The organism is Mesorhizobium sp. M8A.F.Ca.ET.161.01.1.1 (assembly GCF_004792105.1).
Lineage (GTDB): Bacteria > Pseudomonadota > Alphaproteobacteria > Rhizobiales > Rhizobiaceae > Mesorhizobium.
The window spans coordinates 303,406-328,499 of record NZ_SRTD01000006.1 but is presented as its reverse complement, the minus strand read 5'-3'; the positions used below and the strand labels follow the sequence as shown (position 1 = coordinate 328,499).

The 25,094-nt window shown below is 63.1% G+C and carries 24 protein-coding genes and 1 tRNA gene; 10 read left to right on the top strand and 15 right to left on the bottom strand.

The window, feature by feature from the left end:
- Nucleotides 1-6 precede the first annotated feature (6 nt).
- On the bottom strand, nt 7-915 hold the full coding sequence (locus EN804_RS18050) for an AraC family transcriptional regulator (RefSeq protein WP_189524534.1): 909 nt from the start codon (nt 913-915) through the stop codon (nt 7-9).
- Nucleotides 916-1,128: 213 nt separating this feature from the next.
- Between EN804_RS18050 and EN804_RS18045 the strand changes: the two genes are divergently transcribed.
- The 6 genes from EN804_RS18045 (at nt 1,129) to EN804_RS18020 (ending at nt 10,176) form a co-directional block, all read left to right on the top strand.
- Nucleotides 1,129-2,595 carry an alpha-glucosidase/alpha-galactosidase gene (locus tag EN804_RS18045; RefSeq protein WP_135861950.1) on the top strand — a complete coding sequence of 489 codons (1,467 nt, stop codon included), beginning with the start codon at nt 1,129-1,131 and terminating at the stop codon, nt 2,593-2,595.
- 152 nt (nt 2,596-2,747) lie between these two features.
- Nucleotides 2,748-4,829 carry an ABC transporter substrate-binding protein gene (locus EN804_RS18040; RefSeq protein WP_127276822.1) on the top strand — a complete coding sequence of 694 codons (2,082 nt, stop codon included), beginning with the start codon at nt 2,748-2,750 and terminating at the stop codon, nt 4,827-4,829.
- A 134-nt stretch (nt 4,830-4,963) separates the two neighbouring features.
- A complete protein-coding gene (locus EN804_RS18035; RefSeq protein WP_127276820.1) occupies nt 4,964-5,971 on the top strand; it encodes an ABC transporter permease in 1,008 nt (335 codons plus the stop codon).
- Nucleotides 5,972-7,108 carry an ABC transporter permease gene (locus tag EN804_RS18030; RefSeq protein ID WP_127276818.1) on the top strand — a complete coding sequence of 379 codons (1,137 nt, stop codon included), beginning with the start codon at nt 5,972-5,974 and terminating at the stop codon, nt 7,106-7,108.
- A gap of 10 nt (nt 7,109-7,118) precedes the next feature.
- Nucleotides 7,119-8,786, top strand: coding sequence for an ABC transporter ATP-binding protein (locus EN804_RS18025; protein WP_127276816.1), 1,668 nt, complete (start codon nt 7,119-7,121; stop codon nt 8,784-8,786).
- Between the two features lie 19 nt (nt 8,787-8,805).
- Nucleotides 8,806-10,176: an alpha-glucosidase/alpha-galactosidase gene (locus EN804_RS18020; RefSeq protein WP_127276814.1), complete on the top strand. Its 1,371-nt coding sequence runs from the start codon at nt 8,806-8,808 to the stop codon at nt 10,174-10,176.
- A gap of 22 nt (nt 10,177-10,198) precedes the next feature.
- On the opposite strand, the gene EN804_RS18015 is transcribed toward EN804_RS18020, so the two are convergent.
- The 4 genes from EN804_RS18015 to EN804_RS18000 form a co-directional block, all read right to left on the bottom strand.
- Nucleotides 10,199-11,200 (bottom strand): ABC transporter permease, encoded by a 1,002-nt coding sequence (locus tag EN804_RS18015; RefSeq protein ID WP_127276812.1) that lies wholly within the window; start codon nt 11,198-11,200, stop codon nt 10,199-10,201.
- A gap of 16 nt (nt 11,201-11,216) precedes the next feature.
- Nucleotides 11,217-12,005: an ATP-binding cassette domain-containing protein gene (locus tag EN804_RS18010; RefSeq protein ID WP_210212409.1), complete on the bottom strand. Its 789-nt coding sequence runs from the start codon at nt 12,003-12,005 to the stop codon at nt 11,217-11,219.
- The gene (locus EN804_RS18005; protein WP_127276810.1) at nt 12,005-12,958 is read right to left on the bottom strand and encodes a sugar ABC transporter substrate-binding protein; all 954 of its coding nucleotides are present in this window, start codon (nt 12,956-12,958) and stop codon (nt 12,005-12,007) included. The genes EN804_RS18010 and EN804_RS18005 overlap by 1 nt, the downstream gene beginning before the upstream one ends.
- Nucleotides 12,959-13,069: 111 nt before the next feature.
- Entirely contained in the window at nt 13,070-14,197 is a 1,128-nt protein-coding gene (locus EN804_RS18000) for an SGNH/GDSL hydrolase family protein (RefSeq protein ID WP_189343531.1), read from the bottom strand.
- Between the two features lie 211 nt (nt 14,198-14,408).
- Between EN804_RS18000 and EN804_RS17995 the strand changes: the two genes are divergently transcribed.
- Nucleotides 14,409-15,614, top strand: a complete 1,206-nt coding sequence (locus tag EN804_RS17995; RefSeq protein WP_127276806.1) for an ROK family transcriptional regulator — start codon at nt 14,409-14,411, stop codon at nt 15,612-15,614.
- Nucleotides 15,615-15,646: 32 nt separating this feature from the next.
- Here the strand turns inward: EN804_RS17995 and yacG are convergent, their stop codons facing one another.
- The 9 genes from yacG to EN804_RS17950 all read right to left on the bottom strand — a co-directional run bounded on the left by yacG (nt 15,647) and on the right by EN804_RS17950 (nt 21,354).
- Nucleotides 15,647-15,844, bottom strand: coding sequence for a DNA gyrase inhibitor YacG (yacG, locus tag EN804_RS17990; protein ID WP_127276804.1), 198 nt, complete (start codon nt 15,842-15,844; stop codon nt 15,647-15,649).
- Nucleotides 15,841-16,467: a Maf-like protein gene (locus tag EN804_RS17985; RefSeq protein WP_127276802.1), complete on the bottom strand. Its 627-nt coding sequence runs from the start codon at nt 16,465-16,467 to the stop codon at nt 15,841-15,843. Before EN804_RS17985 ends, yacG begins: the two co-directional genes overlap by 4 nt.
- Nucleotides 16,468-16,485: 18 nt before the next feature.
- Nucleotides 16,486-16,704 carry a translation initiation factor IF-1 gene (gene infA, locus EN804_RS17980; protein ID WP_006329283.1) on the bottom strand — a complete coding sequence of 73 codons (219 nt, stop codon included), beginning with the start codon at nt 16,702-16,704 and terminating at the stop codon, nt 16,486-16,488.
- 144 nt (nt 16,705-16,848) lie between these two features.
- Nucleotides 16,849-17,319, bottom strand: coding sequence for a low molecular weight phosphatase family protein (locus EN804_RS17975; protein ID WP_127870835.1), 471 nt, complete (start codon nt 17,317-17,319; stop codon nt 16,849-16,851).
- Nucleotides 17,307-17,792, bottom strand: coding sequence for a UPF0262 family protein (locus EN804_RS17970; protein ID WP_135881025.1), 486 nt, complete (start codon nt 17,790-17,792; stop codon nt 17,307-17,309). Before EN804_RS17970 ends, EN804_RS17975 begins: the two co-directional genes overlap by 13 nt.
- Nucleotides 17,793-17,798: 6 nt before the next feature.
- Nucleotides 17,799-19,091, bottom strand: coding sequence for a histidinol dehydrogenase (gene hisD, locus EN804_RS17965; RefSeq protein ID WP_135920536.1), 1,293 nt, complete (start codon nt 19,089-19,091; stop codon nt 17,799-17,801).
- 7 nt (nt 19,092-19,098) lie between these two features.
- On the bottom strand, nt 19,099-19,530 hold the full coding sequence (locus tag EN804_RS17960; protein ID WP_135916967.1) for a DUF2948 family protein: 432 nt from the start codon (nt 19,528-19,530) through the stop codon (nt 19,099-19,101).
- 201 nt (nt 19,531-19,731) lie between these two features.
- Complete coding sequence (gene murA, locus EN804_RS17955) at nt 19,732-21,024, bottom strand: UDP-N-acetylglucosamine 1-carboxyvinyltransferase (RefSeq protein ID WP_127279570.1); 1,293 nt, start codon at nt 21,022-21,024, stop codon at nt 19,732-19,734.
- 129 nt (nt 21,025-21,153) lie between these two features.
- A complete protein-coding gene (locus EN804_RS17950; protein WP_135920533.1) occupies nt 21,154-21,354 on the bottom strand; it encodes a hypothetical protein in 201 nt (66 codons plus the stop codon).
- Nucleotides 21,355-21,515: 161 nt separating this feature from the next.
- Here EN804_RS17950 and EN804_RS17945 point away from each other — a divergent pair.
- Nucleotides 21,516-21,590, top strand: a tRNA-Thr gene (locus EN804_RS17945).
- 128 nt (nt 21,591-21,718) lie between these two features.
- Here EN804_RS17945 and EN804_RS17940 read toward each other — a convergent pair.
- Nucleotides 21,719-22,090 (bottom strand): VOC family protein, encoded by a 372-nt coding sequence (locus tag EN804_RS17940; protein WP_135881023.1) that lies wholly within the window; start codon nt 22,088-22,090, stop codon nt 21,719-21,721.
- 328 nt (nt 22,091-22,418) lie between these two features.
- Between EN804_RS17940 and EN804_RS17935 the strand changes: the two genes are divergently transcribed.
- Together EN804_RS17935 and EN804_RS17930 are read left to right on the top strand one after the other, a co-directional pair.
- Nucleotides 22,419-24,071 carry a DUF882 domain-containing protein gene (locus tag EN804_RS17935; RefSeq protein ID WP_135920531.1) on the top strand — a complete coding sequence of 551 codons (1,653 nt, stop codon included), beginning with the start codon at nt 22,419-22,421 and terminating at the stop codon, nt 24,069-24,071.
- Nucleotides 24,072-24,165: 94 nt separating this feature from the next.
- A complete protein-coding gene (locus EN804_RS17930; protein WP_127870837.1) occupies nt 24,166-25,071 on the top strand; it encodes a MurR/RpiR family transcriptional regulator in 906 nt (301 codons plus the stop codon).
- Nucleotides 25,072-25,094: the final 23 nt, after the last annotated feature.

The window sequence follows — 25,094 nt, the reverse complement described above, 5'->3', positions numbered from 1 at the left end:
GCGGTGTCAGATCTCGTTGTCCGACAGTCTGGCGCCGCGCCTGGCCGGGGTTTGCAAGCTGGCATACATGCCGGTGGTGCGGAACTGGCTGGGCGTCGTCCCGTAGAGCCGGCGGAAGACCTTCGAAAAGTAATTCGCGTCCTCGAAACCGCACAGGATGGCCACTTCCTTCACGGGCAGGAAGTCCGCTTTCGTCAAAAGCTTCGCCGCCCGTTGCAGCCGCTGCTGCAGCACGAACTCGGCGGGCGGCAGGCCTTCGCTCTCGGCGAAGCAGCGCGAGAAATGAGCCCGGCTGAGCCCGCTGATCTGGACGAGGTCCGCCACCGGCAGGGCTTTGTCGAGATTGGCGTTGATGTGATCGATGACCGGCTGCATGGCGCTCTGTTTTTCGGCAAAGGCGTGCGAGCCGAACACATCGTCATAGAGCGCCATCGCCGCCTCGTAGGCGATGGCCGAAGCGGCACCTGGTGAAGCGGCCCCCTTGATGAGACGCAGGCTGCAATCGGCGAGATGGTCGATCGTCGCCGGCTGCAGCCGAAAGACCGGCCCCGACACGTCGAGGATCGATTTGTGGATGCGCAACGCCTCCTCGCCGTTCATCGAGATCCAGAAATATTCCCAGCGCTCGTCCTTGGCCAGCCAGTAGCGGTGGTTGTGCGGCACCAGCACCAGCAGCGTGTCGTTCGTCTGCAGGCGGTAGTCGCGGTTCTCGTAGCGCAGCCGGCCGGTGCCGCTGATCGTGTGCTGGAGCACGGTGAACGGTGTCTGGCCGCGCTTTCGCCCATCCCAGTCATAGGTCACGTCCTCGCGCACCTCATAGCCTGTGCTCGTCGGCATGGCATGCAGGCGCTGGCGGCCGCGCGGCAGCGAGACTGTCCGCATCGACTGTCCGTTGGCGATCAAATCACGCAGCACAAAATTACCCCTGAAAGCATAATCCTTCTCTGGCCGTGACCGCGAATAAGCGCATAATCCCGCCTCGAAGAACGCGAATAACCCGCGATCGAGGAGCGGGCGGGAGGAGAGAAAGCCGGATTCCGGCTTGAATGGCATGCACGCCAAGGCGTGTGGCCGTTTTCCTCCCTTGCTGCTCCTTGCCTAGCATTCGATTGGATCGAGGTGAAGGTGATGAGTTTCAAAATCGCTATTATCGGCGCCGGCAGCGTCGGTTTCACCAAGAAGCTGTTCACCGACATTCTGTGTGTGCCGGAATTCAAGGACATTGAATTCGCCCTGACCGACGTCAGCGAGCACAATCTGGGGATGATCAAGGCGATCCTCGACAGGATCGTCGAGGCGAACGGATTGCCGACCAGGGTGACCGCGACAACAGACCGCCGCAAGGCAATCGAGGGCGCGCGCTATATCATCAGCTGCGTGCGGGTTGGCGGCCTCGAAGCTTATGCCGATGATATCCGCATTCCCCTGAAATACGGCATCGACCAGTGCGTCGGCGACACGATCTGCGCCGGCGGCATCCTCTACGGCCAGCGCAACATTCCGGTGATCCTGGATTTCTGCCGGGATATTCGCGAGGTTGCCGAGACGAACGCGAAATTCCTCAACTACGCCAACCCGATGGCGATGAACACCTGGGCGGCGATCGAATACGGCAAGGTCGACACGGTTGGGCTCTGCCACGGCGTCCAGCACGGCGCCGAACAGATCGCCGAGGTGCTGGGCGCGAAATCGCCTGGGGAACTCGACTATGTCTGTTCCGGCATCAACCACCAGACCTGGTTCATCGAGCTCAGGCTAAACGGGCGTGAAATCGGCAAGGACGAACTGGTCGCCGCCTTCGAGGCGCACCCGGTCTATTCCCGGCAGGAAAAGCTGCGCATCGATGTGCTGAAGCGCTTCGGCGTCTATTCCACCGAAAGCAACGGACATCTCTCCGAATATCTGCCCTGGTACCGCAAGCGTCCCGACGAGATCACCCGCTGGATCGACATGTCGGACTGGATCCACGGCGAGACCGGCGGCTACCTCCGTTATTCCACGGAAACCCGCAACTGGTTCGAGACCGAATATCCGCAGTTCCTCGAAGCGGCGTCGAAGCCGATCGATCCGCAAAATCGCTCCAACGAGCATGCCAGCCACATATTGGAGGCGCTGGAGACCAACCGCGTCTATCGTGGCCACTTCAACGTCAAGAACGACGGCGTGATCACCAATCTGCCACGCGACGCCATCATCGAGTCGCCCGGCTTCGTCGACCGCTTCGGCATCAACATGGCCGCCGGCATCACGCTGCCGGAAGCCTGTGCCGCCACTTGCATGGCCTCGATCAACGTCCAGCGCATGTCGGTCCATGCCGCCATATCTGGCGACATCGATCTTCTGAAGCTTGCCGTGCTGCACGATCCGCTGGTCGGCGCCGTGTCGACGCCCGAGGAGGTTTGGCAGATGGTCGACGAAATGGTCGTCGCCCAGGCGCAATGGCTGCCGCAATATGCCCATGCGGTTCCGGCGGCCAAGGAGCGACTGTCGAAATCCGCGGTCAAGACCCGCGAATGGGCGGGTGCCGCGCGGCGAAGCGTGCGCTCGATCGAGGAATTGCGCGCCGAAAAGGCCGCGCTGAAACAGGCCGGCTGAAAACCGGGCGCGCCAGTGGATCCAGGGAGGCAGGTCCACCGCAGTCAGGCGTGCGGGAGCAATTCCAGGAGAAGGGTGAATCTCCGTCCGGAATTGCTTCGAGGCCTAACAGGACGAGCAGCAGCAGACGTCTGAACACGAGGGAGGAGACCATGAGGAACCTACGCAGCATTGGCATTGCCGCTGGACTGGCGCTGAGCGTCTCCGTTCCGGCGCTCAGCGCTTTCGCTTCCGAACCGACCGTGCCGCCGGTCCCGGCGACGTTTCCGGCCGAGGGCAAGATCAAATACGTGGCGCGCGACTCCGTCCTGGAGTTCAAGGCGCTGCCCGAGTATCACGAGCCCGGCTGGGTGACGGAAAAATACGTCAAGGCCGGCAAGCTGCCGCCGGTGAAAGACCGGCTGCCGAAAGAGCCGCTGGTCTTCAAGACCGCCAACATGCCGGACGGTATCGGCGTCTATGGCGATACGATGCGCCACGTCATCGGCGGCCGGCCGGAAGGCTGGAACTACGGCGCCGGCCAGACCCAGGGCTGGGGCGGCATCGACATCGGCCTTTCCGAGTGCCTGACGCGCACCGCACCGCTGTTCCAGGTCGAGGCGAAGGACACCGAGCCGCTGCCCAACCTCGCCAAAAGCTGGGACTGGTCGGCCGATGGTCACAAGCTGACCATGCATCTCGTCGAGGGCGCCAAATGGTCCGACGGCGTGCCATTCAACGCCGACGACGTCATGTTCTACTGGGACGACGAGGTCATGGATCCCAACGTCTCGCCGCTCAATGGCGCCACCCAGGAAACCTTTGGCGTCGGCACGACGCTCAAGAAGATCGACGACTACACCGTCGAGTGGACCTTCAAGGACGCCTTCCCGAAGCAGCACCTCTACGCAATGGCCTATGGCACGTTCTGCCCCGGTCCCGCGCACATCTTGAAGCCGCAGCACCCGAAATATTCGAAGAACACCTACGACCAGTTCAAGAACGCCTTCCCGCCGGAATATATGAACATGCCCGTCATGGGCGCCTGGGTGCCGGTCGAATATCGGGCCGACGACATCATCGTCATGCGGCGCAATCCCTACTATTGGAAGGTGGACGAGAAGGGCAACCAGCTGCCCTATCTCAACGAGCTGCATTACAAACTGTCGACCTGGGCCGACCGCGACGTTCAGGCGGTCGCCGGCGCAGGCGATTTCTCCAATCTCGAGCAGCCGGAAAATTTCGTTGCCTCCCTGAAGCGCGCGGCCGAGCCGAATGCGCCGGCGCGTCTGGCCTTCGGCCCACGGCTGATCGGCTACAATCTGCGCCTGAACTTTTCCGCCAATGGCTGGGGCAACCCCGATGAGCGCGGCCAAGCGATCCGCGAACTGAACCGCAACGAGGATTTCCGCAAGGCCGTCACCATGGCGCTTGACCGCAAGGCGCTGGGCGATTCCCTCGTCAAGGGGCCGTTCACCGCGATCTATCCAGGCGGCCTCTCCTCCGGCACCAGCTTCTACGACCGCAAATCCACCGTCTACTATCCTTTCGACCTCGAGGGCGCCAAGGCCGAACTCGCCAAGGCCGGTCTGAAGGACACAGACGGCGACGGCTTCGTCAACTTTCCAGCCGGCACCGCCGGCGGCAAGAACGTCGAAATCGTGATGCTGGTCAACAACGACTACACGACCGACAAGAGCCTCGCCGAAGGCGTGGTGGCGCAGATGGAGAAGCTTGGCCTCCGGATCGTGCTCAACGGGCTTAACGGCACGCAGCGCGATGCCACCCAATATTCAGGCCGCTTCGACTGGCTGATCCGACGCAATGAGCAGGAGCTGACCTCCGTGGTGCAGAACACCGTGCAGCTCGCTCCAGTCGGCCCCAAGACCAGCTGGGATCATCGCGCGCCGGAAAGCGGCGAGGTCGATCTGATGCCTTTCGAGAAGGACCTCGTCGACATCGTCAACAAATTCGTCTCGTCGGCGGATAACAACCAGCGCGCCAGTCTGATGCGGGACTTCCAGAAGATCTCGACCGAGCACGTCTACAATATCGGCCTGACGGAATATCCCGGCGCCTTGATCGTCAACAAGCGCTTCTCGAACATTCCGCAGGGCACGCCGATCTTCATGTTCAACTGGGCCGAGGATTCGATCATCCGCGAACGGGTCTTCGTCGCGGCCGACAAGCAGGCGAAATATGAATTGTTCCCGGAAGAGCTTCCCGGCAAGCCTGGAGACAAGGGTCCGATGTAAGATTAAAGGCCCGATGTAAGTTTACCTCCCTGACTGAGAGAAACCCGGCCGCGCCGCTGGCGCGGCCGGGACAAACCAACCCTCCGAGCGCCCCTCCAGGGGAGCGTCCGGCGAGATGAGGAAGCGGACCGTCGATGTTGCGATTCCTGCTCACGCGCATAGCGTCGGCAATACCGGTTCTCGCTATTCTGAGCCTCGTCACCTTTGCCATCATCCAGGCGCCGCCTGGCGACTACGCCGATTACATTCGCTCGCAGCTGATCAACCAGGGCGGGGCCTCCTTCGCCGAGGCCGACGCTCAAGCCCAGGCCTATCGCGTCGAACACGGCCTCGATAAGCCGCTGCCCGTCCAGTATCTCAACTGGATCGGCGGCATCGTCACCCGCGGCGATTTCGGCTACAGCCTCTATTACAACAAGCCAGTGGCCGAGGTCGTCGGCGAGCGCCTGCCGCGCACGCTGCTGCTGGCGCTGGTCTGCCATCTGCTCGCCTCGGTGCTGGGCATCACCTTCGGCATATGGGCGGCGACCCGGCAATACACCTGGATCGACTCGACGCTTTCGGCCATCTCTTTCCTCGGTATGACGGTGCCGCGCTTCCTGATGGCGCTGATCATCGTCTATCTCCTCGTCTTCCAGTTCAACGTCTCGGAGATCGGCTCATTCTTCTCGCCGCAATATGGCGGCGCGCCATGGTCGTGGGCCAAGTTCGTCGACCTGGTCAAGCATGTCTGGCCGGTGGTGGCGATCGCCACCTTCGGCGGCCTCGCCTACAATATGCGCGTCATGCGCGGCAATCTGCTCGACACGCTCAACGCGCAATATGTCGAGACAGCCAAGGCCAAGGGCCTGACCGGCAGCGCCGTCGTCATGCGCCACGCCGTGCCCAACGCACTGCACCCGCTGGTCATGTATCAGGGCGTGGTGCTGCCCTATATGCTGACCGGCGAGATCGAGACGGCGATCATCTTCGCGCTGCCGACCGTCGGTCCGGCGATCGTCGGCTCGATGGCGGTCGGCGATGTCTATGTCACCGCCACCTTCATGATGGTGCTGTCGGCGACGCTGATCGTCGGCAACATCATCGCCGACATGCTGCTGGTCCTGCTTGATCCGCGCGTGCGCCAGTTCGGGGAGGGCTAGATGCTGGCGCGCGACCCTTCACCACCACCCTTGCCGGCCGAGCGAGCCACAGTGGCACCCGCGCGCGGCAATGAGAGCTACATGGCGCTTGTCTGGCGCCGGCTGAAGCGCTCCTGGACCGGTATGGCCGGACTTTGGCTGGTCGTGCTGCTCCTGGTCATGGCCGTTTTCGCCGAATTCCTGGCGCCGATGGATCCGAAGGCGACCGATGTCGGCTTCGCCCCGCCGCAGCTGCCTTCCTTCCACGACAAGGACGGCAATTTCGTCGCGCGGCCGAGGGTCTATGCGCTGGCCGATTCGGCCGATCTCGATCCGGTCACCTTTCAGCCCATCGTCGGTCCCGACTACGACCACCCAAGGCTGCTTGGCTTCTTCGTAGAGGGCGCGCCTTACAGGCTCTTCGGGCTGATCCCGGCGAACCGGCATTTCTTTGCCTCGACGGACGGCCAGCCGGTGCATTTCCTCGGCACCGATAAATTCGGCCGCGATGTGCTGTCGCGCGCCATCCACGGCTCGCGCGTTTCGCTGATGATCGCGCTGACGGTCGTCTTCATCATCACCGTCATCGGCACCACAGTCGGCATGGTGTCAGGCTATTTCGGCGGCCGGTTCGATGTCTGGATGCAGCGCTTCGTCGAATTGGTGCTGGCCTTCCCGCAACTGCCGCTCTATCTCGCGCTGACGACGCTGATCCCGGTCACCGCGCCGACCAATGTGTTCCTCGCCTTCGTCATCATCGTCATGTCGGCGCTCGGCTGGGCACAGATGTCGCGCGAGGTGCGCGGCAAGACACTGGCGCTGGCGCGCATCGAATATGTGCGCGCCGCCATGGCGGTCGGGGCCACCGACCAGCGCATCATCCTGCAGCACATCTTCCCCAATGTGATGAGCCATGTGATCGTCGCCGTGACGCTGGCGATCCCGACGGTGGTGCTGCTGGAATCCTTCCTCGGTTTCCTCGGCTTCGCCGTCAAGCCGCCGCTGATCTCCTGGGGCCTGATGCTGCAGGACACCGCGACCTATTCGGTCATCGGCACCTATCCCTGGATCCTGTCACCGGTCGGTTTCGTGCTCGTCACCGTGTTCGCCTTCAACGCGCTGGGCGACGGCCTGCGCGACGCCGTCGATCCGTATTGAGGGGACCGGGATGACCATCGTACTCGCCGAGCCCTTCGCACCAGCCTTCCGCCTCGACCATGATGGGCGCCAGGGAGAGCCCGTCATCGACGCCCGCAACATCGAGGTCGCCTTCAAGGTCGAACACGGCGTGGTCGAAGCGGTCAAGGACATCTCGTTCCAGCTCTATCGCGGCGAGACGATCGCGATCGTCGGCGAATCCGGTTCCGGCAAGTCGGTGACGGCGCGCACCGTCATGGGCCTGCTGTCGCGGCGGGCCACCGTGTCGCCGAAATCGAGCATCTGTTACGACGGACAGGACATCCTGAAATTCCCCGAGAGCGCCCGGCGCAAGCTGCGCGGCAACCGCATCTCGATGATCTTCCAGGAGCCGATGAGCTCGCTCAACCCGATCTATACGGTCGGCAGCCAGATCGTCGAGGCGATCAGGGTGCATCGCAAGGTGAGCCGCAAGCAAGCCTGGGCGCGGGCGCTCGAACTTTTGCGGCATGTGCAGATCCCCGAACCCGAAGCGCGGCTCAAGCAATATCCCCACCAGCTCTCGGGCGGGCAGCGCCAGCGCGTGATGATCGCCATGGCGCTCGCCAACAATCCCGACGTGCTGATCGCCGACGAGCCGACGACCGCGCTCGACGTCACGGTGCAGGCCCAAATCCTCAACCTGATCCGCAATCTGCAGAAAGAGCTGCGGATGGCGGTGATCCTGATCACCCATGATCTCACCGTGGTGCGCAAGTTTTCCGACTATGTCTATGTGATGCAGCATGGCGAAATGTGCGAGCACAACGTCACCGAACGGCTGTTCGCCGATCCGCGGCATCCCTATACCCAGCGGCTGCTTGCCTCGGAGCCAAGGGGACGCCCGCAACCGTTGCCGGAGGGCTCAGGCACCATCCTCGAGGCGGATGGCGTGCGCGTCTGCTTCATGCTGCGCCATGGCACGTTTCTCAAACCGGACTGGCGTGAACTGGTCGCGGTCGACGATCTCGATCTCAAGCTTTGCCGCCACGAGACGCTGGGACTGGTCGGCGAATCCGGTTCCGGCAAGACCACCTTCGGCCAGGCGTTGCTGCGGCTGACCGACGCCAAACGCGGCGAGATCCGTTTCGACGGCCAGCCGATCCATGGCCTGTCGCGGACGCAGATGCGGCCGCTGCGCTCGCGCATGCAGATCGTCTTCCAGGACCCGTTCTCCTCGCTCAACCCGCGCATGACGATCGGCCAGATCATCGAGGAAGGGCTGATCGTCAACAGCATCGGCGCCACGTGGCGCGAGCGGGTCGAGCGGGTGCGCGAGGCGCTGGTCAGCGCCGGCATGCCGGGCGATATCCTGTCGCGGTTTCCGCATGAATTCTCCGGTGGCCAGCGCCAGCGTATCGCGATTGCGCGGGCCATCGCGCTCGAACCCGAATTCATCCTGCTCGACGAGCCGACATCGGCGCTCGACCTGTCCGTCCAGGCGCAGATCATCGATCTCTTGCGCAAGTTGCAGGACGAGCGCGGCTTGAGCTACCTGTTCATCTCGCACGACCTGAAGGTGGTGCGCGCGCTGTGCCACCGCGTCATCGTCATGCAGCACGGCAAGATCGTCGAGCAGGGACCCGTCGACGAGGTCCTCACCAATCCCAAGACCGCCTACACCGAACGGCTCGTCAGGGCCGCATTCGACGTGGCCTGAACACATGCCGGAGGTTAACGTGGCAAGACATCCCAGGATCACTTTCATCGGCGCCGGTTCGACGGTGTTCATGAAGAACATCGTCGGCGACGTGCTGCAGCGGCCGGCGCTTTCGGGCGCCACGATCGCGCTGATGGACATCAACCCGCAGCGGCTGGAAGAAAGCGCGGTCGTCGTCAACAAGCTGATCGCCACGCTTGGCGTCAAGGCGAAGGCCGAGACCTGCACGGACCAGCGCAAGGCGCTGGCGGGCGCCGATTTCGTCGTCGTCGCCTTCCAGATCGGCGGCTATGAGCCCTGCACCGTCACCGATTTCGAGGTGCCGAAGACGTACGGCCTGCGCCAGACCATCGCTGATACGCTCGGCGTTGGCGGCATCATGCGCGGCCTCAGGACCGTGCCGCATCTGTGGAAGATCTGCGAGGACATGCTCGCCGTCTGCCCGCGGGCGATCATGCTGCAATATGTCAACCCGATGGCGATCAACACCTGGGCGATATCGGAGAAATATCCCGAGATCCGGCAGGTCGGATTGTGCCACTCGGTGCAAGGCACGGCCATGGAACTGGCGCACGACCTCGACCTTCCCTACAACGAGATTCGTTACCGCTCGGCCGGTATCAACCACATGGCCTTCTATCTGAAGTTCGAGCATCGCCAGCCGGACGGATCCTACCGCGATCTTTATCCCGACCTGGTGCGCGCCTATCGCGAGGGCCGCGCGCCGAAGCCCGGCTGGAACCCGCGCTGTCCTAACAAGGTGCGCTACGAGATGCTGACCCGGCTGGGCTATTTCGTCACCGAAAGCTCGGAGCATTTCGCCGAATACACGCCCTATTTCATCAAGGACGGCCGCCCCGATCTGATCGAGAAATACGGCATTCCGCTCGATGAATATCCCAAGCGCTGCGTCGAGCAGATCGAGCGCTGGAAGGACCAGGCACAGGCCTACCGCTCGGCCCAGCGCATCGAGGTCGAGGAGTCCAAGGAGTATGCCTCCTCGATCATGAATTCAGTCTGGACCGGCGAGCCGTCGGTGATCTACGGCAATGTCCGCAACAATGGCTGCATCACCTCGCTGCCCCGCGATTGCGCCGCCGAAGTGCCGTGCCTGGTCGACGCGTCCGGCATTCAGCCGACCTATATAGGCGACCTGCCGCCACAACTGACGGCGCTGATCCGTACCAACATCAATGTCCAGGAACTGACGGTGCGGGCGCTGATGACGGAAAACCGCGAACACATCTACCACGCGGCGATGATGGATCCGCACACGGCGGCCGAACTCGACCTCGACCAGATCTGGTCGCTGGTCGATGATCTCTTGGCCGCCCACGGCGACTGGCTGCCGGCCTGGGCGCGGACAAGCCGCAAGACCCACGCGGCCTGAGCAGGGCAACTCCGGGAAGACCTCACCGGCGGCGCTTGTACAGACGTTCCCTGCGCATGTGATCAACCGCCACTGCGCAGATAAGGATCGCGCCGATGATGATGCTGTTGTATTGGGGCGGCACGCTGGCAACGATGAGGGCGTTATCGATCGCCGATAGCAAGAGGGCCCCGACCGCAACGCCGGTGATTGTGCCCAAGCCTCCGAGCAAGCTTATACCCCCTATGAGCACGGCCGTGACGACCGAGAGTGTGACCGAGGGTCCGCCGGCGGCAACTTGGCCACTTCCAACGCGCGCAGCGTAGATGACACCGGCAAGGCCGGCGGTGGCGCCGGCGGTGACGTAGAGGATCGTATCGAGCCTGTTGACCTTGAGGCCGTTGGCGATCGCGGCCTTGCGATTGCCACCCAGCGCGCGTGTCTCGACACCGAACGGCGTCTGCTCGAGCAGGAACCAGAAAAGCAGTCCCAGCGCGATGGCATAGAGAACGATGTAGGGGACGCCGAGCACGGCTCCCTGACCCAGGGCCTGAAACGTTTCGGGCAGCGGGACAATGTCTTCTCCGCCAGTGAATTGGACACATAGCCCGCCGACGATGAAGAATGTGCCGAGCGTCGCTATGATCGGAGGCACGTGCAGCCGCTCGATGATCACGCTGTTGACGTATCCGACGGCGGCACCAGCCGCCACGCCCGCCAGGACGGCGAGCGGCCAGGGCGCTCCCCACACCAACAACCACGCGCAGATGATGCCGCCAAGCGTAAAGACGGCGCCCACGGAGAAATCGAGCCCGCCTCCGATCATGAGCAGTGAAGCGCCGCAGCCCATGACGAAATAGATCACCGCCGCGCGGGCGATGTCGGTGAGATTTGCCGGGTTGAGGAATGCGGGGTTGCGAAGCGTGGCAACGATCCCAACCGCCACGATGACCGCCAGCAATGTCGTTTCCTGACGCAACATCAATTCCGAAAGGACACCTTGAGAGGCTGTCGAAGATTGGTGTTCTGCCTGTTCGCTGGCCACGGTCTGGTTCCCTCGTTCAGGCAAAAGTTGGATCGGAACTGGCAGTGTCGCCCTGGATCGCACCTGTAATCAGTCCGATGATTTCATCACGGCTGGTATCCTTGGTGCGTCGCGTCGCGACCGAGCGCCCCAGCCGCATGACAGTGATGCTGTCGCTGTTGCGGAACACGAAATCCATGTCGTGGCTGATGCAGATGACGGCTTTCCCCTGCTGCCGGAGTTCGCCGAGGATTTCTCCCACATGGGCCGTCTCCCGGACTCCCAGTGCCGCGGTCGGCTCGTCGAGAAGCATGATCGGAAGATCCATCCGAACCGCACGGGCTATGGCGACGATTTGACGTTCGCCACCAGAAAGGAGCCCGATCTGCGTGCGGACCGAGCCGACCCTTATCTTCAGGTCGTCCAGCACCTTGGCGGCTTCCGTCTCCATGCGGCGACGGTCCAGCCGGAAGCGCCCCCTGCGCGGAATGGCTCCCAAAGCCATGTTCGTGGCGATGTCCAGGCATTCGACAAGGGCGAGGTCCTGATGAACAACCGAGATGCCGAGGTGATGGGCCGCCGACGCGTCCCGTATCTCAACCGACTTTCCGCCCAGTCGCAGTTGCCCCTGATCCGGACGGAAAATCCCGCACATGATCTTGAGCGTGGTCGACTTGCCCGCGCCATTGTCGCCGACAATGGCATGGATTTCGGCCACCCCGGCGGTGATATCGACATTCGACAACGCCTTGACGTTGCCGAACGACTTGCCCACCCCGCGCATCTCCAGCGCGGGTGCCGGAATGTCCGGCTGGGCGATTGCCATCACTGCCATCCCTTGGCGAGATACGCCTTGTAGTCGCTCGCGTCGAACATGCGCACGCCAACATCGATCTGCGGCTGAACCGCCTCGCCGCGAGCGATGGCCGCGACGGAATCGACCATTTTGGAACCTGCCGTGCAGAGATCCTGCAGCATCAACTTGTAGACGGTGCCGTCGGCAAGTCCTTGCTCGCCCCCACCTGCCGTCCCGTTGGCGACGAATACGACCTTGCCGGTCAGGCCTTTTGACTTGATGGCAGCGGTCCCGCCCTGCGTGGCGGTTCCCATATGCGAGGCGATGACGTTGACCTCGGGATGCGCCGTCAAAAGGGCATTGGCCTGGTCAAGCGCCTTGCTGGCATCGTCGTTGGTGTAGACCACAGCGGACACGGTGACGTTCTGGGTCTTCGCGGCCGCCGCGGTGAACCCGTCGACGAAGGCTTTGGCCGCGCCGCTTGGTCCCTGCGCCATCAGCCCGACATGCTGCGGCCCCTCGCGCTTTGCTATCGCTTCGACAAAGATTTCGCCGACCCGTGTGAAGTTCGCACCGATGTTCACGTTCGAACCGGATTCCGTTCCGGAAGCACCATAGAACGTGCCGACCATGATGCCGGCCTTCCCCGCCTGCTGGAGCACGGGAACAAATCCCGCCGTCGCCGGAAAAGTCAGTATCGCTCCCGCCTTGTTGGCGATGCCCTGCTGAATTTGCTGAATCATGACGGTGGCATCGAGATTGCCGGTGGTCGGACCGGATTCGGTCGTGGGAATGTTCAGCTCCTTCGCCCGATTGGCGACGCAGTCGCCGATCAGCCGCCACGCCGGATATTTGGGCAGCGGGTTGACGAAAAGGATCGAGGAAAGGTCCGCCGCTCCAGCAGCCGCTGGTCCGAAGGCGGTGAAGGCACTCAATGTGCATGCCAGCGCTATGCGCGACAACCGCAGACTATTGGTTCGCATGAAATCCTCCCATTGACGCTTGCAGTCACGGCTCGCCAGCGTTCGAGGACGTTATGCAACAAACAATGGCGGGTGTCAATAATAAGTCATAATGACTTACTAATTGTTCGCCTATTCGAACAGGGCCATGTCGATGGCTTGCGCCATGGCCCTGTAGCCTGCGTCGCTCGGGTGGATGTGATCGCCGCAATCATAGGCTGGGAGAAGCCTGGTTGGCCGGCCGGGATCGCGAACGGCGGCATCAAAGTCGACAAAGCCGTAAACGCCCTCGGCCTTTCGGATCCATGCATTGACGGCGCCGCGAACCTTCTCTTTCTCGGGCGTGTAGAAATCGCCGACCGGCGATTCCGATGTTGTTCCTTCGAATGGGGTCAGGGTCCCCAGTATGACGCGAATGCCGGCAGTCTCGGCGCGCACGGCAAGCTGCCGGATCGCCGATATGATTTGTTTTGCCGTTACGGCCTCATCGGCGCCCGCAAGCGCGGTGTTGGGCCAGCCTATGTCGTTGACGCCCTCCAGAATGATGAGATGCGACACCCTGGGCAGGCTGAGCACATCGCGGTCGAACCGCTCCAAAGCCTTCGTGCCGCGGCGATTGCTCAGAAGCCGGTTGCCGCCGATACCAAGATTGAGCACGGCCAGGTCCTGCGTCGCGGTGCCGGCGCTGAGCCGCTCGCTCAGAATGTCCGGCCACCGCCTGTCGCCGTCTATCTGCGAGCCGTAGCCGTCGGTGATGGAGTCGCCGAAGCAGGCAATCGCGCGCGATCCTTCCTTTGCGTCGACATAGATGGCTGAAGCGAAGTAGCGGCTGGTGGTGGTTTGCTGAAGCGGCAGGAGTTCGGAGGCGGCGAAATTCCCCGGTATGGATATGAATGCCGTCTGCTGCGCCTCGTAATGATGGGTTTCCACCGGAAGATGGCCGCTCACATAGAAACTCAAGGCAAGCCGGGACAGCGCGGGCGTTGCCAGTTCCACGGGATCGCTGAACAGTGGAGCGCCCGGCGCAATCGAGGCGGTCGCCTCGCCGCCAAAGGTGAGGGGGCGGCTTGTCAGGGGCTGGATGGCTCCGTCCTCGCCCGCAAGTGCGACGTGCGCCGCGTTGATGACGATCGGTGCGCTGCCGAACTCGTTCGACACCCGTATCCTTAACCGCCGGCCTCCGACGCTGATGCGGGCAATCTCGCGAACCGTCTGGTTGTAGAACCCTGGGATCACCATGTCGGCGGCCCAGATATTCATAGGGCTGGCAGTCCATGTTGCGATCCAGTCGCCGCGTATCATCTTCGCTTCCCTCGTCTTTGGTCCATGCCAGCTACTTTCAGGTCGCAGACCAAGTCAATAGGTAATTTCGATTGACTTATTTGCCCTCCTCCTGCAAATCCTTGCCAAGGGTCGTATCTGCGTCCGCCAACACCAAGGTCGGCGGGCGCGTCCTTATTGGGGTATCACTGTGACCGGACGTATAGGTGGCGCAAGCTCTGCCCGAACGAGCCCGAACGGTATTTATTCAGGTTACAGGGGCGCGAACCAGGTCGGCCTCCGCGCGTCGAATGAACGTCTTGCCCTGTCGCTGATCAGGATACACGGTCAACTGTCCAAAGCTCAGATCGCCGAGATCACCGGGCTCACCAAGCAGACCGCGTCCGTCATCGTCCGCTCCCTCGAGGCGGAAGGACTGCTGGTGGCGGGAAGGCCCGTCAAAGGCAAGGTCGGACAGCCGTCGGTCCCGATGTCGATCAATCCCGAGGGAGCGCTGTTTCTTGGCCTGCGGCTGGGGCTGCGCCATGCGGACATCGCACTGGTCGATTTTGTCGGCGGGGTCCTGGAGCAGCGAAGGCTGTCGTACGGCGCGGGCGAAATGGGTGAAATAGCACGCATCGCATATACGGCGATTGCCGAGATGCGCTCGCGCCTGACCTCAGCCCAGCACGCGAGGCTGGAGGACATCGGCATAGCGGTAGCTTCGGATATTCTTGCGGCGGTTGCCAACGGCAAGGGCACGGACGGTCCGGAGAGCGCGTGGGCCGAGTTTGAGGACCTGGCCCTGCAGTTGGGCAAGGAAACACATCTATCGATCTATCTCGACCGGGATGCGGTGGCGGCATGCAGCGCGGAACTGGCCTATGGGCTGGCCGGAGGCGCGCCCGACTTCCTCTATATCTTCATCGGGCATTCGCTTGACGGAGGCATTGTCCAACATGGTCGGCTCGGCTTCTCGCGCCGCGATGCAAGGCCTGGGATCGGACGTATCCTGGTGCCATCTGCGACCGGCGGCGTGGCACCGCTCGGCACATCGGTTTCGGTTGACGATGTCGGCCTGGCGCCAGGGTCTCGCGCCCCTGACCCGCAACTCAGGAAATGGATTGAGGCAACCTCGTCCAGCATATCGCTGGCGGTCCATTCGGCGTCGGCGCTTGCCACATTCAGGGGCATCGTTCTGGACGGCCTCATGCCGCAATGGGTGAGAGCCGAGCTGGTGAGGGAGATCAGGGAAAAGCTCACGGCCATCGGCGCCAGCGATCTTGCGTCTCTCTTCGTCAGGGAGGGCACGTCGGACCGGCAGGCAGCCGGCCTTGGGGCGGCCTGCATTCCCCTCCTCGACAGATTCTTTTTGCAGTCGGACTCCAATGGCCCTGCGGGCTCGCCAGAAGCCTGATCGAAAGTCTGGCCCGCGCTGATGGCCTGGCCTTATTTTGGATCGTCGGCGTCGGGTTCTTCCTCGTCGTCGCGGGCCGAGATGACATAGGCGCCCTTCAGCCAGCGGTTGAGGTCGATGTCCTTGCAGCGCGTCGAGCAGAACGGATAGGTCTCGCGCGCCGACGGTTTGCCGCATTCGGGGCACGGGCGCTTGGGCCGCAGCGGCGTGACTTTGTCGTCCAGGCTCATGGTCGCGCGGACGACCAGTTTTGATGGGTCTTGAAACCTTCGCCCGACAGCAGCGTCGCCGTCTCATAGAGCGGCAGGCCGACGATGTTGGTGTAGGAGCCGACGAGCTTGACGACGAAGGAGCCGGCGAGGCCTTGCACGGCATAGCCGCCGGCCTTGCCGCGCCATTCGCCCGAGGCGACATACGCGTCGATCTCCTCGCGCGGCAGCCGCTTGAAACGCACCCGCGTCTCGACCAGCCGCTGGCGCAATTTGCCGCCCGGCGTGATCAGGCAGATGCCTGAATAGACCCGGTGAGAACGGCCGGACAAGAGCCCGAGGCAGTTGGCGGCATCGTCCAGCGTTTCGGCCTTGGGCAGGATGCGCCGCCCGACGGCAACCACCGTGTCGGCGGCCAGCACGAAACTCGGCGCATAGTCGGTCTCGGTCTTCAGCGACGCGTACGCCTTCTCGGCCTTTTCCTTCGACAAGCGCTTGGCCAGCGAGCGCGGGTGCTCGGCACGCAGCGGCGTTTCGTCGACATCGGCTGGCAGGATACGGTCAGGCTCGATGCCGGCCTGCTGCAAGAGTTCGATGCGGCGCGGCGAACCCGAGGCAAGCACCAGCTTTTGCAAAATGCTCATCGCGCTCGGGTCTTGATCTTACTTGAAACGGTAGGTGATGCGGCCCTTGGTCAGGTCGTATGGTGTCATTTCGACCAGAACCTTGTCGCCGGTCAGCACGCGGATGCGGTTCTTGCGCATGCGGCCGGCCGTATGGGCGATGATCTCGTGTTCGTTTTCGAGCTTCACCCTGAACATCGCGTTGGGCAACAATTCCGTGACGATACCCGGAAATTCGAGGACTTCTTCCTTCGGCATTCGATACCTTTGCTTGGATGGCAGTTTCGGCGCCTAGAGCATGATGCCGAGAAGTGTGAAGCGGTTTTCGGATCATGCTCTACTTCCGACTCTGGCCGGAATTTCGGCGGAACCTATATGATAATCGTTCGCTTGTGAACACGCTTAATCCGTCGCGTTTTTTGCTCCTGGAAGCAAAAAACGTCGGCCTATGCGCAACTTCAGCCGCTCGCGGACGTCGCGATAGCTGGCCATGATGTGTTCGCGCGTGCCGCCGGCATCGGTCGGGTCCGGCGTCGGCCAGTATTCCACCTCGACGGCAAGCGAGCGGGTGAGTTCGAGCGCGGCATGGTGCGCCTCCGGCGCCAGTGTGACGATCAGGTCGAAATAGTCGTCCTCGAGATCGTCCAGCGTCCGTGGATGACGTTCGCCAAGCGTCAGGCCGTCCTCGGCAAGCACGGCATCGACGAACGGGTCGCGTTCGCCGGCGCGCACACCGGCCGAGGCGACGAAAATGGTGGGGGGCAGCATCCGGCGCGCCAGCTGCTCGGCCATCGGCGAGCGCACGGCATTCATGCCGCACAGGAACAGGACCGAGCGGGGCAGGGCGCCGGGGGCCAGGGTCAGCCCCGCCAGTGCAGCACGCAGACCAGCGTGAACAGCCGTCGCGCCGTGTCGAAGTCGATGTCGATCTTGCCGGAGAGCCGATCCATCAGCGTCTGCGAGCCCTCATTGTGCAGGCCACGGCGGCCCATGTCGATCGCCTCGATATGGCTCGGCGTCGAGGAGCGGATGGCGTCGTAATAGCTCTCGCAGATCATATAGTAGTCCTTGACGATGCGCCTGAGCGGCGTCAGCGACAGGATGTGGGTGACGACGGCGGCACCGTCCTCGCGCGCCACGGCAAAGACCAGACGGGACTCGGCCAGCGACAGCTTCAGCCGGTAAGGACCTGTGCCGCTGTCGTTGACGGGCTGAAAACGGTTCTCCTCGATCAGGTCGAAGATCGCCACCGCCCGCTCGTGCTCGACATCGGGCGTCGAACGGCCGATCGATTCATCGAGTTCGACATCGATCAGTTTTGCGCGGGTTTGACCGGAGCCCGTCATGCCGGCCTACATGTTCAGCCGGATAGTGACGGAGCGGCCATGCGCGTCGAGCCCTTCCGCCCGCGCGAGTGCGATCGCCGCCGGTGCCAGCATGCGCAACTGTGCCGGCCCGAGCTTCATGACCGAGGTGCGCTTGACGAAGTCGAGCACGGACAGGCCCGATGAGAAGCGCGCCGAGCGCGCCGTCGGCAGCACATGGTTGGAGCCGCCGACATAGTCGCCGATGGCTTCCGGCGTGTGGCGGCCGAGGAAGACGGCACCGGCATTGCGCATCTTCGCGAGAAAGCCTTCGGCATCGTCGATGGCCAGTTCGACATGCTCGGCCGCGATGCGGTCGACCAGCGGCAGCGACGCTTCGATCGTCGGAACCAGGATGACGGCGCCGAAATCGCGCCAGCTCTGCGCCGCCGTATCGCCGCGCGAGAGGCTTTGCAACTGACGCTCGACCGCCCGTTCGACCGCCTCGCCGAACGCCGGATCGTCGGTGATCAGGATCGACTGCGCCGACACATCATGTTCGGCCTGGGCAAGCAGGTCCGCCGCGATCCACTCCGGATCATTGCCGCCGTCGGCCACCACAAGCACTTCCGACGGCCCCGCGATCATGTCGATGCCGACGGTGCCAAACACCCGCCGCTTGGCCGCGGCGACATAGGCATTGCCGGGGCCGACGATCTTGGCCACCGGCTTGATCGTCTGCGTGCCATAGGCAAGTGCGGCGATCGCCTGCGCGCCGCCGACGCGGTAGATTTCGGAGACGCCTGATATATCCGCCGCCACCAGCACCAGCGGGTTGACGACACCGTGCGGTGCCGGCACGACCATGACGATGCGCTCGACGCCTGCTACCTTGGCCGGCACGGCGTTCATCAGCACCGAACTCGGATAGCTTGCCGTGCCGCCCGGCACATAGAGTCCGACCGCCTCGATCGCGGTCCAGCGCGAGCCGAGCTCGACGCCGGCGGCATCCGTGTAGCGTTCGTCCTGCGGCTTTTGCCGCTGGTGATGGGACCGGATGCGGTCACGTGCGAATTTCAGCGCCTCGACCGTGGCCGGATCGGCCTCGGCATAGGCGCGGGCGATGTCTTCCGCCGAGACGGCAATGCCTAGCGCGGCGAGGTCGCCTCCGCCGAATTTCTGCGTGTAGTCGATCAGTGCCGTGTCGCCCTCGGCGCGCACGCGCGCGATGATGTCGCGCACCACGGCGTCGACATCGGCCGATACCTCGCGCTTGGTCATGAGGAAGGCGGCGAAACGCTGCTCGAAATCGGCGTCGGACTGGCGAAGCGTGATGGCCATTGTATGCTCAAGCTCTGTGGATGGGGCGCGACGTGGCTTCCCACGCACCGCCGATATCGGCAAGGCGGGCCTCGATGCATTCGACGTCGAGCATGATGGTACCGCCACCCGAGAAGATCAGTTCGACGATGCCGGCCGGCTTGCTGATCTCGATGAAGCTGATCGCCAGCAGGGAGAGGATTTCGGCCGGCTTGTCGCGGGCAATGCCGTTGGTCTTGGCGCCCAGCACCCGGTCGAAATGCAGCACCGCCTGCCGCCGCTCATTGTGCTGGCGAAACAGGCCGGATTTGGCCTCCCACACGAAACGGTTCATGGTCAGCACGAACCGTTTGGCCTTGGGCAGGAATTCGAGGTCCGAGACCTTCATCACGGCGTCCTGGAGGTGGGCCGAGACGATGCCCAGATCCTGATCGTCGAGCGCAATGAGTTTTAAGGCCATGCGGATTTCACACCCAGAGGTTGGCAATCAGCCTTTCTGTTAGGCGGTCTTTCCGATCGGTGCAACCGCGACAGGAATACCGCCAGAGGCATTTGCCGCAGGTTTTGCGCACCCCTCATCGTCCCTGCCGGGCACTTCTCCCCGTATGGTGACGGGAGAAGGAACGCTTTGCAGATGATTTCGCCAAGCGACCGCGGATCGTCAGGCAGAAATCCGCTCGATCACCGCGCCGCAATTGGAAAGCTTTTCCTCCAGCCGCTCGAAGCCGCGATCGAGATGGTAGACGCGGTTGACCGTGGTCTCGCCTTCGGCGGCCAGACCGGCGATGACCAGCGAGACCGAAGCGCGAAGATCGGTCGCCATGACCGGCGCGCCCTTCAGCTTCGCCACGCCGTCGACGATCGCCGTCTGGCCCGAAAGCGTGATGTGGGCGCCGAGCCGCGCCAGTTCCTGGACGTGCATGAAGCGGTTTTCGAAGATCGTCTCGGTGATGCGCGACTTGCCCTTGGCCATGGTCATCAGGCCCATGAACTGTGCCTGCAGATCGGTCGGGAAGGCCGGGAAGGGCGCCGTCGTCACGTCGACCGGCGAAATCCCGGCGCCATTTCGCTTCACGCGGATGCCGGAATTGGTCTGCGTGATCTCCGCGCCCGTCTGCGAAATCACGTCGAGCGCGGTCTGCAGCAACTCCGGCCGTGCGCCTTCCAACACGACGTCGCCGCCGGTCATCGCCACGGCCATGGCATAGGTGCCAGTCTCGATGCGGTCGGGGATGACGCGCACGCGCGCCCCCGACAGCGCTTCGACGCCGTCGATGGTGATGGTCGGCGTGCCGGCGCCGGAAATCCTGGCGCCCATGGCGTTGAGGCATTCGGCGAGATTGACGATCTCGGGCTCGCAGGCGGCGTTTTCCAGCACCGTCTCGCCCTTGGCGAGCGATGCCGCCATCATCAGCACATGGGTTGCTCCGACCGAGACCTTGGGGAAGATGTAACGGTTGCCGACGAGGCGGCCATTGCGGGTCTTGGCGATGACATAGCCGGTGTCGACATCGATATCGGCGCCCAGCGCCTGCAGGCCTTCGAGGAACAGGTCGACCGGGCGCGTGCCGATGGCGCAGCCGCCGGGCAGCGACACCTTGGCCTCGCCCATCCGGGCCAGCAGCGGCCCGATCACCCAGAACGAGGCGCGCATCTTGGACACCAGCTCGTAAGGAGCTGTCGTGTCGACGATGTTGCGGGCGGAAAAGTTGATGGTGCGCGAATAGCCCTCATTCTGCTTCTCGCGGCGGCCATTGACCGAATAGTCGACGCCATGATTGCCGAGGATGCGGATCAGTTGCTCGACATCGGCCAGATGCGGCACGTTTTCGAGTGTCAGCGTGTCGTCGGTCAGAAGCGAGGCGATCATCAGCGGCAGGGCGGCATTTTTCGCGCCCGAGATCGGAATGCTTCCGGCAAGCTTGTTGCCGCCGACGATTCTGATGCGATCCATTGGAGAATGTCCCTCTCGGCCAGAAAAGGCCGGTTCAATCGTTTGAGTGTCGGCCCGTCTAGACCATTGGCCGGTATGGTTCAAGAAATAGGATTTCCGAGCATCCCGTCCAAGAGTGGCCGATTTGAGTTAATCTTTCTGCATTTCCTTTGCCGTGCCGAGTCCGTCGGGCCGCTGGTCGGCCTCCCCGGCGCGCCGCTTGTCGGCGTCGCCACTACGGCGCGAGCGCGACTGCGCCTTGCGCTTCTGCAAATTGGCGCGCAACTGCTCGGCGAGCCGGTCCTTGCGGGTCGTTCCGCTGCTTTTCGGTGGATTTGTCGTGTCGTTCATCGTCCTGCCCCGGCTGGCAGCCAGCCAACCCGCCATTCAGGGATAGCCAACATTGTGGCACCGCCATGTCATCGAAAGCTATCCGGCAAAGGCTTTCACAGAAGCGTTGTTCTTGGCCTTGCGCTTGCCGGTTCGATATGGCAGAAGCCCCGCCATCGGCGGCTGCGGTAGCTCAGTGGTAGAGCACTCCCTTGGTAAGGGAGAGGTCGAGAGTTCAATCCTCTCTCGCAGCACCAGTCTATCCCATTGATAGGGAACCCCTACCTTGGTCTTTTTGCCGCCTGGTACGCCGGGTGGTACACATAAGCTTGACATTGTCAGCACCGCGAAGGCGATCAAAACCAGCGTCGCCACGAGCTTTAAATCAGGCTCGATCCTTCTTGAACTCGAATAGCTCGATAACGTTGCCGGAGGGATCTTCGAGCAAGATGGCGCGGCCGGCGCCGCCGTCGCTGATCTTGCCGCGGAATCTTGCGTCAGTGCGGCGCAACCGCTCGATGAGGACATCGATCTCGGTCGTAATGATCATAAATCGGTTCCACCCGCCCGGCTTTGGATCGCCGCCCGCCTGACCACCGCTCCCCGCACCTGGGGCGCTGAGATACAGCGTCAAGTCGTCGCGCAACAGCGCGGCGAACTTGCCCGGATTGTGCTTGTCGATCTTGAAATCGAGATTGTCTCGATAGAACGCGACCGCCTTGTCGACGTTCGAAACGATGTACCGGACGGATGCCATTCAACTTCTCCTCTCTTCCAGCTACAACGGCCAACTTGCATGAAAGGTTTCCTGTCGGTCGGCCGACCTGTGTTGGCGCGTTCAGCCGGAAGACAACGTGGCTTCCCCAAAGGCGGGGGGCGGCAACCTCCAGTCGAAACGCCGCATGACACGATTCGTTAACCAAGATGCTGTTCTTCGACATGACGTGTTGTGGAATGGCTGGCCTGTCCGCCTGGTCAAGTCTGGCCTGTCCGCCTGGTCAGCAGCGCCGGGAAGGGTGCTGAAAAGAAGGCTCCGCCTCCGGCGAGGACGTCAAATCGCCCGAAACAGGAACGATGTGCAAGGCATGAACGTGATTGAAAGCCAACAGAACGCGCCCGGCGGTTTCCGCTTCTGGACCCGGTTGCAGGCTTTCATGGCCGCTTTCTTTTGCATGTGCATCACCGATGCGTTCGCCGAAACGCGCGCCCTGCGAATTCAGCATCTCCATACGGGCGAGAAGGCCGAGATCGTCTTCAAGCGCGACGGGCGTTACGATCAGGCGGGCCTGAAGAAGATCAACTTCATGCTGCGCGACTGGCGCCGCAACGAGCCGACCAGGATGGATCCGCGTCTGCTCGACCTGGTCTGGCAGGCTTATCGCGCCAGCGGCTCGACCAGCTATATCCATGTGGTCAGCGCCTATCGCTCGCCGGCGACCAACGCCATGCTGCGCGGCCGTTCGAAAGGGGTGGCCCGCGAAAGCCAGCACATGGTTGGCCGCGCCATGGATTTCTTCCTGCCGGATGTGCCGCTGAAGAAGCTGCGCGACATCGGCCTGAAGATGCAGGGCGGCGGCGTCGGCTATTACCCGACTTCCGGTTCGCCCTTCATCCACATGGACGTCGGCAATGTGCGGCATTGGCCGGGCATCAGCCGCCAGGAACTGGCCAGGGTCTTCCCCAACGGCAATACGCTGCATGTGCCGAGCGACGGCAAGCCGCTGCCCGGCTACGATCAAGCGTTTGCCGCCTACAAATCGCGCAAGGCCGCCGGCACGCCCAACATCGAACTGGCAAGCGCCGACGGCGGCCAACGCAGGCCGGCGCGTGGCCTGCTGGCGTCGCTGTTAGGTGGGCGCGGCACGGACGATGCCGACGATGCCGCGGAAGTGGCGCCTGCGCCACGCAAGCCGGCGAAGCCGGTTGAGCCCAAGACGGCCGGTGACCCCAAGACGGCCGATGAACCGAAGATGGCCGGACAGGGCATCGCTATCGTGGCGCCGGAGGCAGCCCAGCGGGCGGACATTCAGATGGTTTCCCCGGAAGAAACGCCCGCGAAGACGCCCGAAGCGATCGTCATGGCGATGGCGCCCGGCACGGTGCCGGTACCCGCTTTCGCACCGCGCACCGGGCTCGCTGCCAGCATTCCAACCCCGCAAACCGTGCCGCTCGGCGTAGCCAGCGCATCTCCGGCGCGGGCTGAACCGGCGGCCGGCGCCGAAACTGCCTCGGGCAAGGCTGGCGCCGCTCTCGCGATTGCCGGTCCGGACATGGTGGCGCTCAACATCCCTGTCCCGACATGGCGGCCCGAAGGCCGGACGGGGCCTGCGCGACAGCCGGAGGCGGCCAAACCCGCCGATGCAATCGGCGCCTTGCTCGCCACGCATCACGCCGATGACAATCTCGATCCGCTGGCTGGCCAGCCGATTGCGGTCCCGGCGTCGAAACCCGAAGATCGTGCCAGGACAAGCCCCAAGGCTGACCGTGTCCAGCCACGTCTCGACCCCAAGGGCACCGCCGTCATTGTACCCGCGGCATTGACTGGCCGTCCGCGTGAAAGCGGTCGCGGCAGCGCAGGAGCCGGCTCGATGGCGGCGCCCGTCATTGCCGCCAATTTCATCCGCACGGCGCCGGAGCAGGTTTATCTCGATGGATTCCAGCCACGAGGAAAGACGTCCGATCACCGCCGCTTCACCGGCTCCGCGGTGAAATTCCTGCCCATCGCCAGCTTCAGATAGGTCGACTCTGCAAGCCTGTAAGATATTATCCAAATTTGACAATCAGGCATGAAATTGTAAGATAATCGTCTTTCCCCGGCGAGAGGCGATGACCATGTCGATCCGCGAAGAACTGGCCAACGCCACCTTGGCGTTCACGTCGGCGGAAGAAAAGATCGTTCAGGTCCTGCTTGCCGATTATCCGATGTCGGGGTTGGGAACAGCGACCCGGCTGGCGCGTCGCGCCGGCGTCAGCGACCCGAGCGTGACGCGGCTGATGACCAAGCTCGGCTATGTCGGCTTTGCCGATTTCCAGGCGCGGTTGCTCACGGAAGTGGAATCCCGGCTGCATTCGCCGCTGCTGATGATGGAGGCCAAGCGCCCGGGCGGCTCCAGCGAAGGCACGGCACTGGCCTATTTCCATTCGGTTTCCGACAGTCTGGAGCGTACGCGCACGGCGGTGCCCCTGCAGGCCTATACGCGCGCCGTCAACCTGCTGCTCGAGACCAAGGGCCAGGTCGTGCTGCTGGGCGGCCGTTTCAGCCGCCACATCGCCTCCATGCTTGCCGGTTACCTTCTCCAGTTCCGCTCCGGCGTGCGCGACATCGGTTCGTTGAGCCCCGCCGATTTCGACCTGTTGATCGATCTTGGCAAGCGCGACCTTCTCGTCGTGTTCGACTACCGGCGCTACCAGTCGGACGTGGTGAGTTTTGCACAGCAGGCGAAAGAACGCGGCGTCTCCGTCCTGCTGTTCACCGATGTGTGGCTGTCGCCGATCGCTGACGTGGCCGACCTGACCATGGTCGCGGCGATCGACGCCAACTCGCCCTTCGACACGCTGGCGACCGCCGTCGCGCAGATGGAAACCGTTTTTGCCCATGCGTTGGAAGGCCATGGCGCCGGGGTACGCAAGCGCATCGAGGACATCGAGAAGATCCGCAGCGCCAATGCCGTTACCCTCGATGCCGGCCTGTCGCCCTTCGACACCGAAACCACCAAACCAAGAACCCCGAGGAAATAGCGTCGAAGCGCCCGGCGCGGCGA

Coding starts and splice junctions, on each gene's coding strand:
- EN804_RS18045 (WP_135861950.1), top strand. CDS start 1,129: ATGAGTTTCAAAATCGCTATTATCGGCGCCGGCAGCGTCGGTTTCACC.
- EN804_RS18040 (WP_127276822.1), top strand. CDS start 2,748: ATGAGGAACCTACGCAGCATTGGCATTGCCGCTGGACTGGCGCTGAGC.
- EN804_RS18035 (WP_127276820.1), top strand. CDS start 4,964: ATGTTGCGATTCCTGCTCACGCGCATAGCGTCGGCAATACCGGTTCTC.
- EN804_RS18030 (WP_127276818.1), top strand. CDS start 5,972: ATGCTGGCGCGCGACCCTTCACCACCACCCTTGCCGGCCGAGCGAGCC.
- EN804_RS18025 (WP_127276816.1), top strand. CDS start 7,119: ATGACCATCGTACTCGCCGAGCCCTTCGCACCAGCCTTCCGCCTCGAC.
- EN804_RS18010 (WP_210212409.1), bottom strand. CDS start 12,005: ATGGCAATCGCCCAGCCGGACATTCCGGCACCCGCGCTGGAGATGCGC.
- EN804_RS18005 (WP_127276810.1), bottom strand. CDS start 12,958: ATGCGAACCAATAGTCTGCGGTTGTCGCGCATAGCGCTGGCATGCACA.
- EN804_RS18000 (WP_189343531.1), bottom strand. CDS start 14,197: ATGAATATCTGGGCCGCCGACATGGTGATCCCAGGGTTCTACAACCAG.
- yacG (WP_127276804.1), bottom strand. CDS start 15,844: ATGAGCCTGGACGACAAAGTCACGCCGCTGCGGCCCAAGCGCCCGTGC.
- EN804_RS17985 (WP_127276802.1), bottom strand. CDS start 16,467: ATGAGCATTTTGCAAAAGCTGGTGCTTGCCTCGGGTTCGCCGCGCCGC.
- infA (WP_006329283.1), bottom strand. CDS start 16,704: ATGCCGAAGGAAGAAGTCCTCGAATTTCCGGGTATCGTCACGGAATTG.
- EN804_RS17970 (WP_135881025.1), bottom strand. CDS start 17,792: ATGACGGGCTCCGGTCAAACCCGCGCAAAACTGATCGATGTCGAACTC.
- hisD (WP_135920536.1), bottom strand. CDS start 19,091: ATGGCCATCACGCTTCGCCAGTCCGACGCCGATTTCGAGCAGCGTTTC.
- EN804_RS17960 (WP_135916967.1), bottom strand. CDS start 19,530: ATGGCCTTAAAACTCATTGCGCTCGACGATCAGGATCTGGGCATCGTC.
- murA (WP_127279570.1), bottom strand. CDS start 21,024: ATGGATCGCATCAGAATCGTCGGCGGCAACAAGCTTGCCGGAAGCATT.
- EN804_RS17950 (WP_135920533.1), bottom strand. CDS start 21,354: ATGAACGACACGACAAATCCACCGAAAAGCAGCGGAACGACCCGCAAG.
- EN804_RS17940 (WP_135881023.1), bottom strand. CDS start 22,090: ATGGCATCCGTCCGGTACATCGTTTCGAACGTCGACAAGGCGGTCGCG.
- EN804_RS17935 (WP_135920531.1), top strand. CDS start 22,419: ATGAACGTGATTGAAAGCCAACAGAACGCGCCCGGCGGTTTCCGCTTC.
- EN804_RS17930 (WP_127870837.1), top strand. CDS start 24,166: ATGTCGATCCGCGAAGAACTGGCCAACGCCACCTTGGCGTTCACGTCG.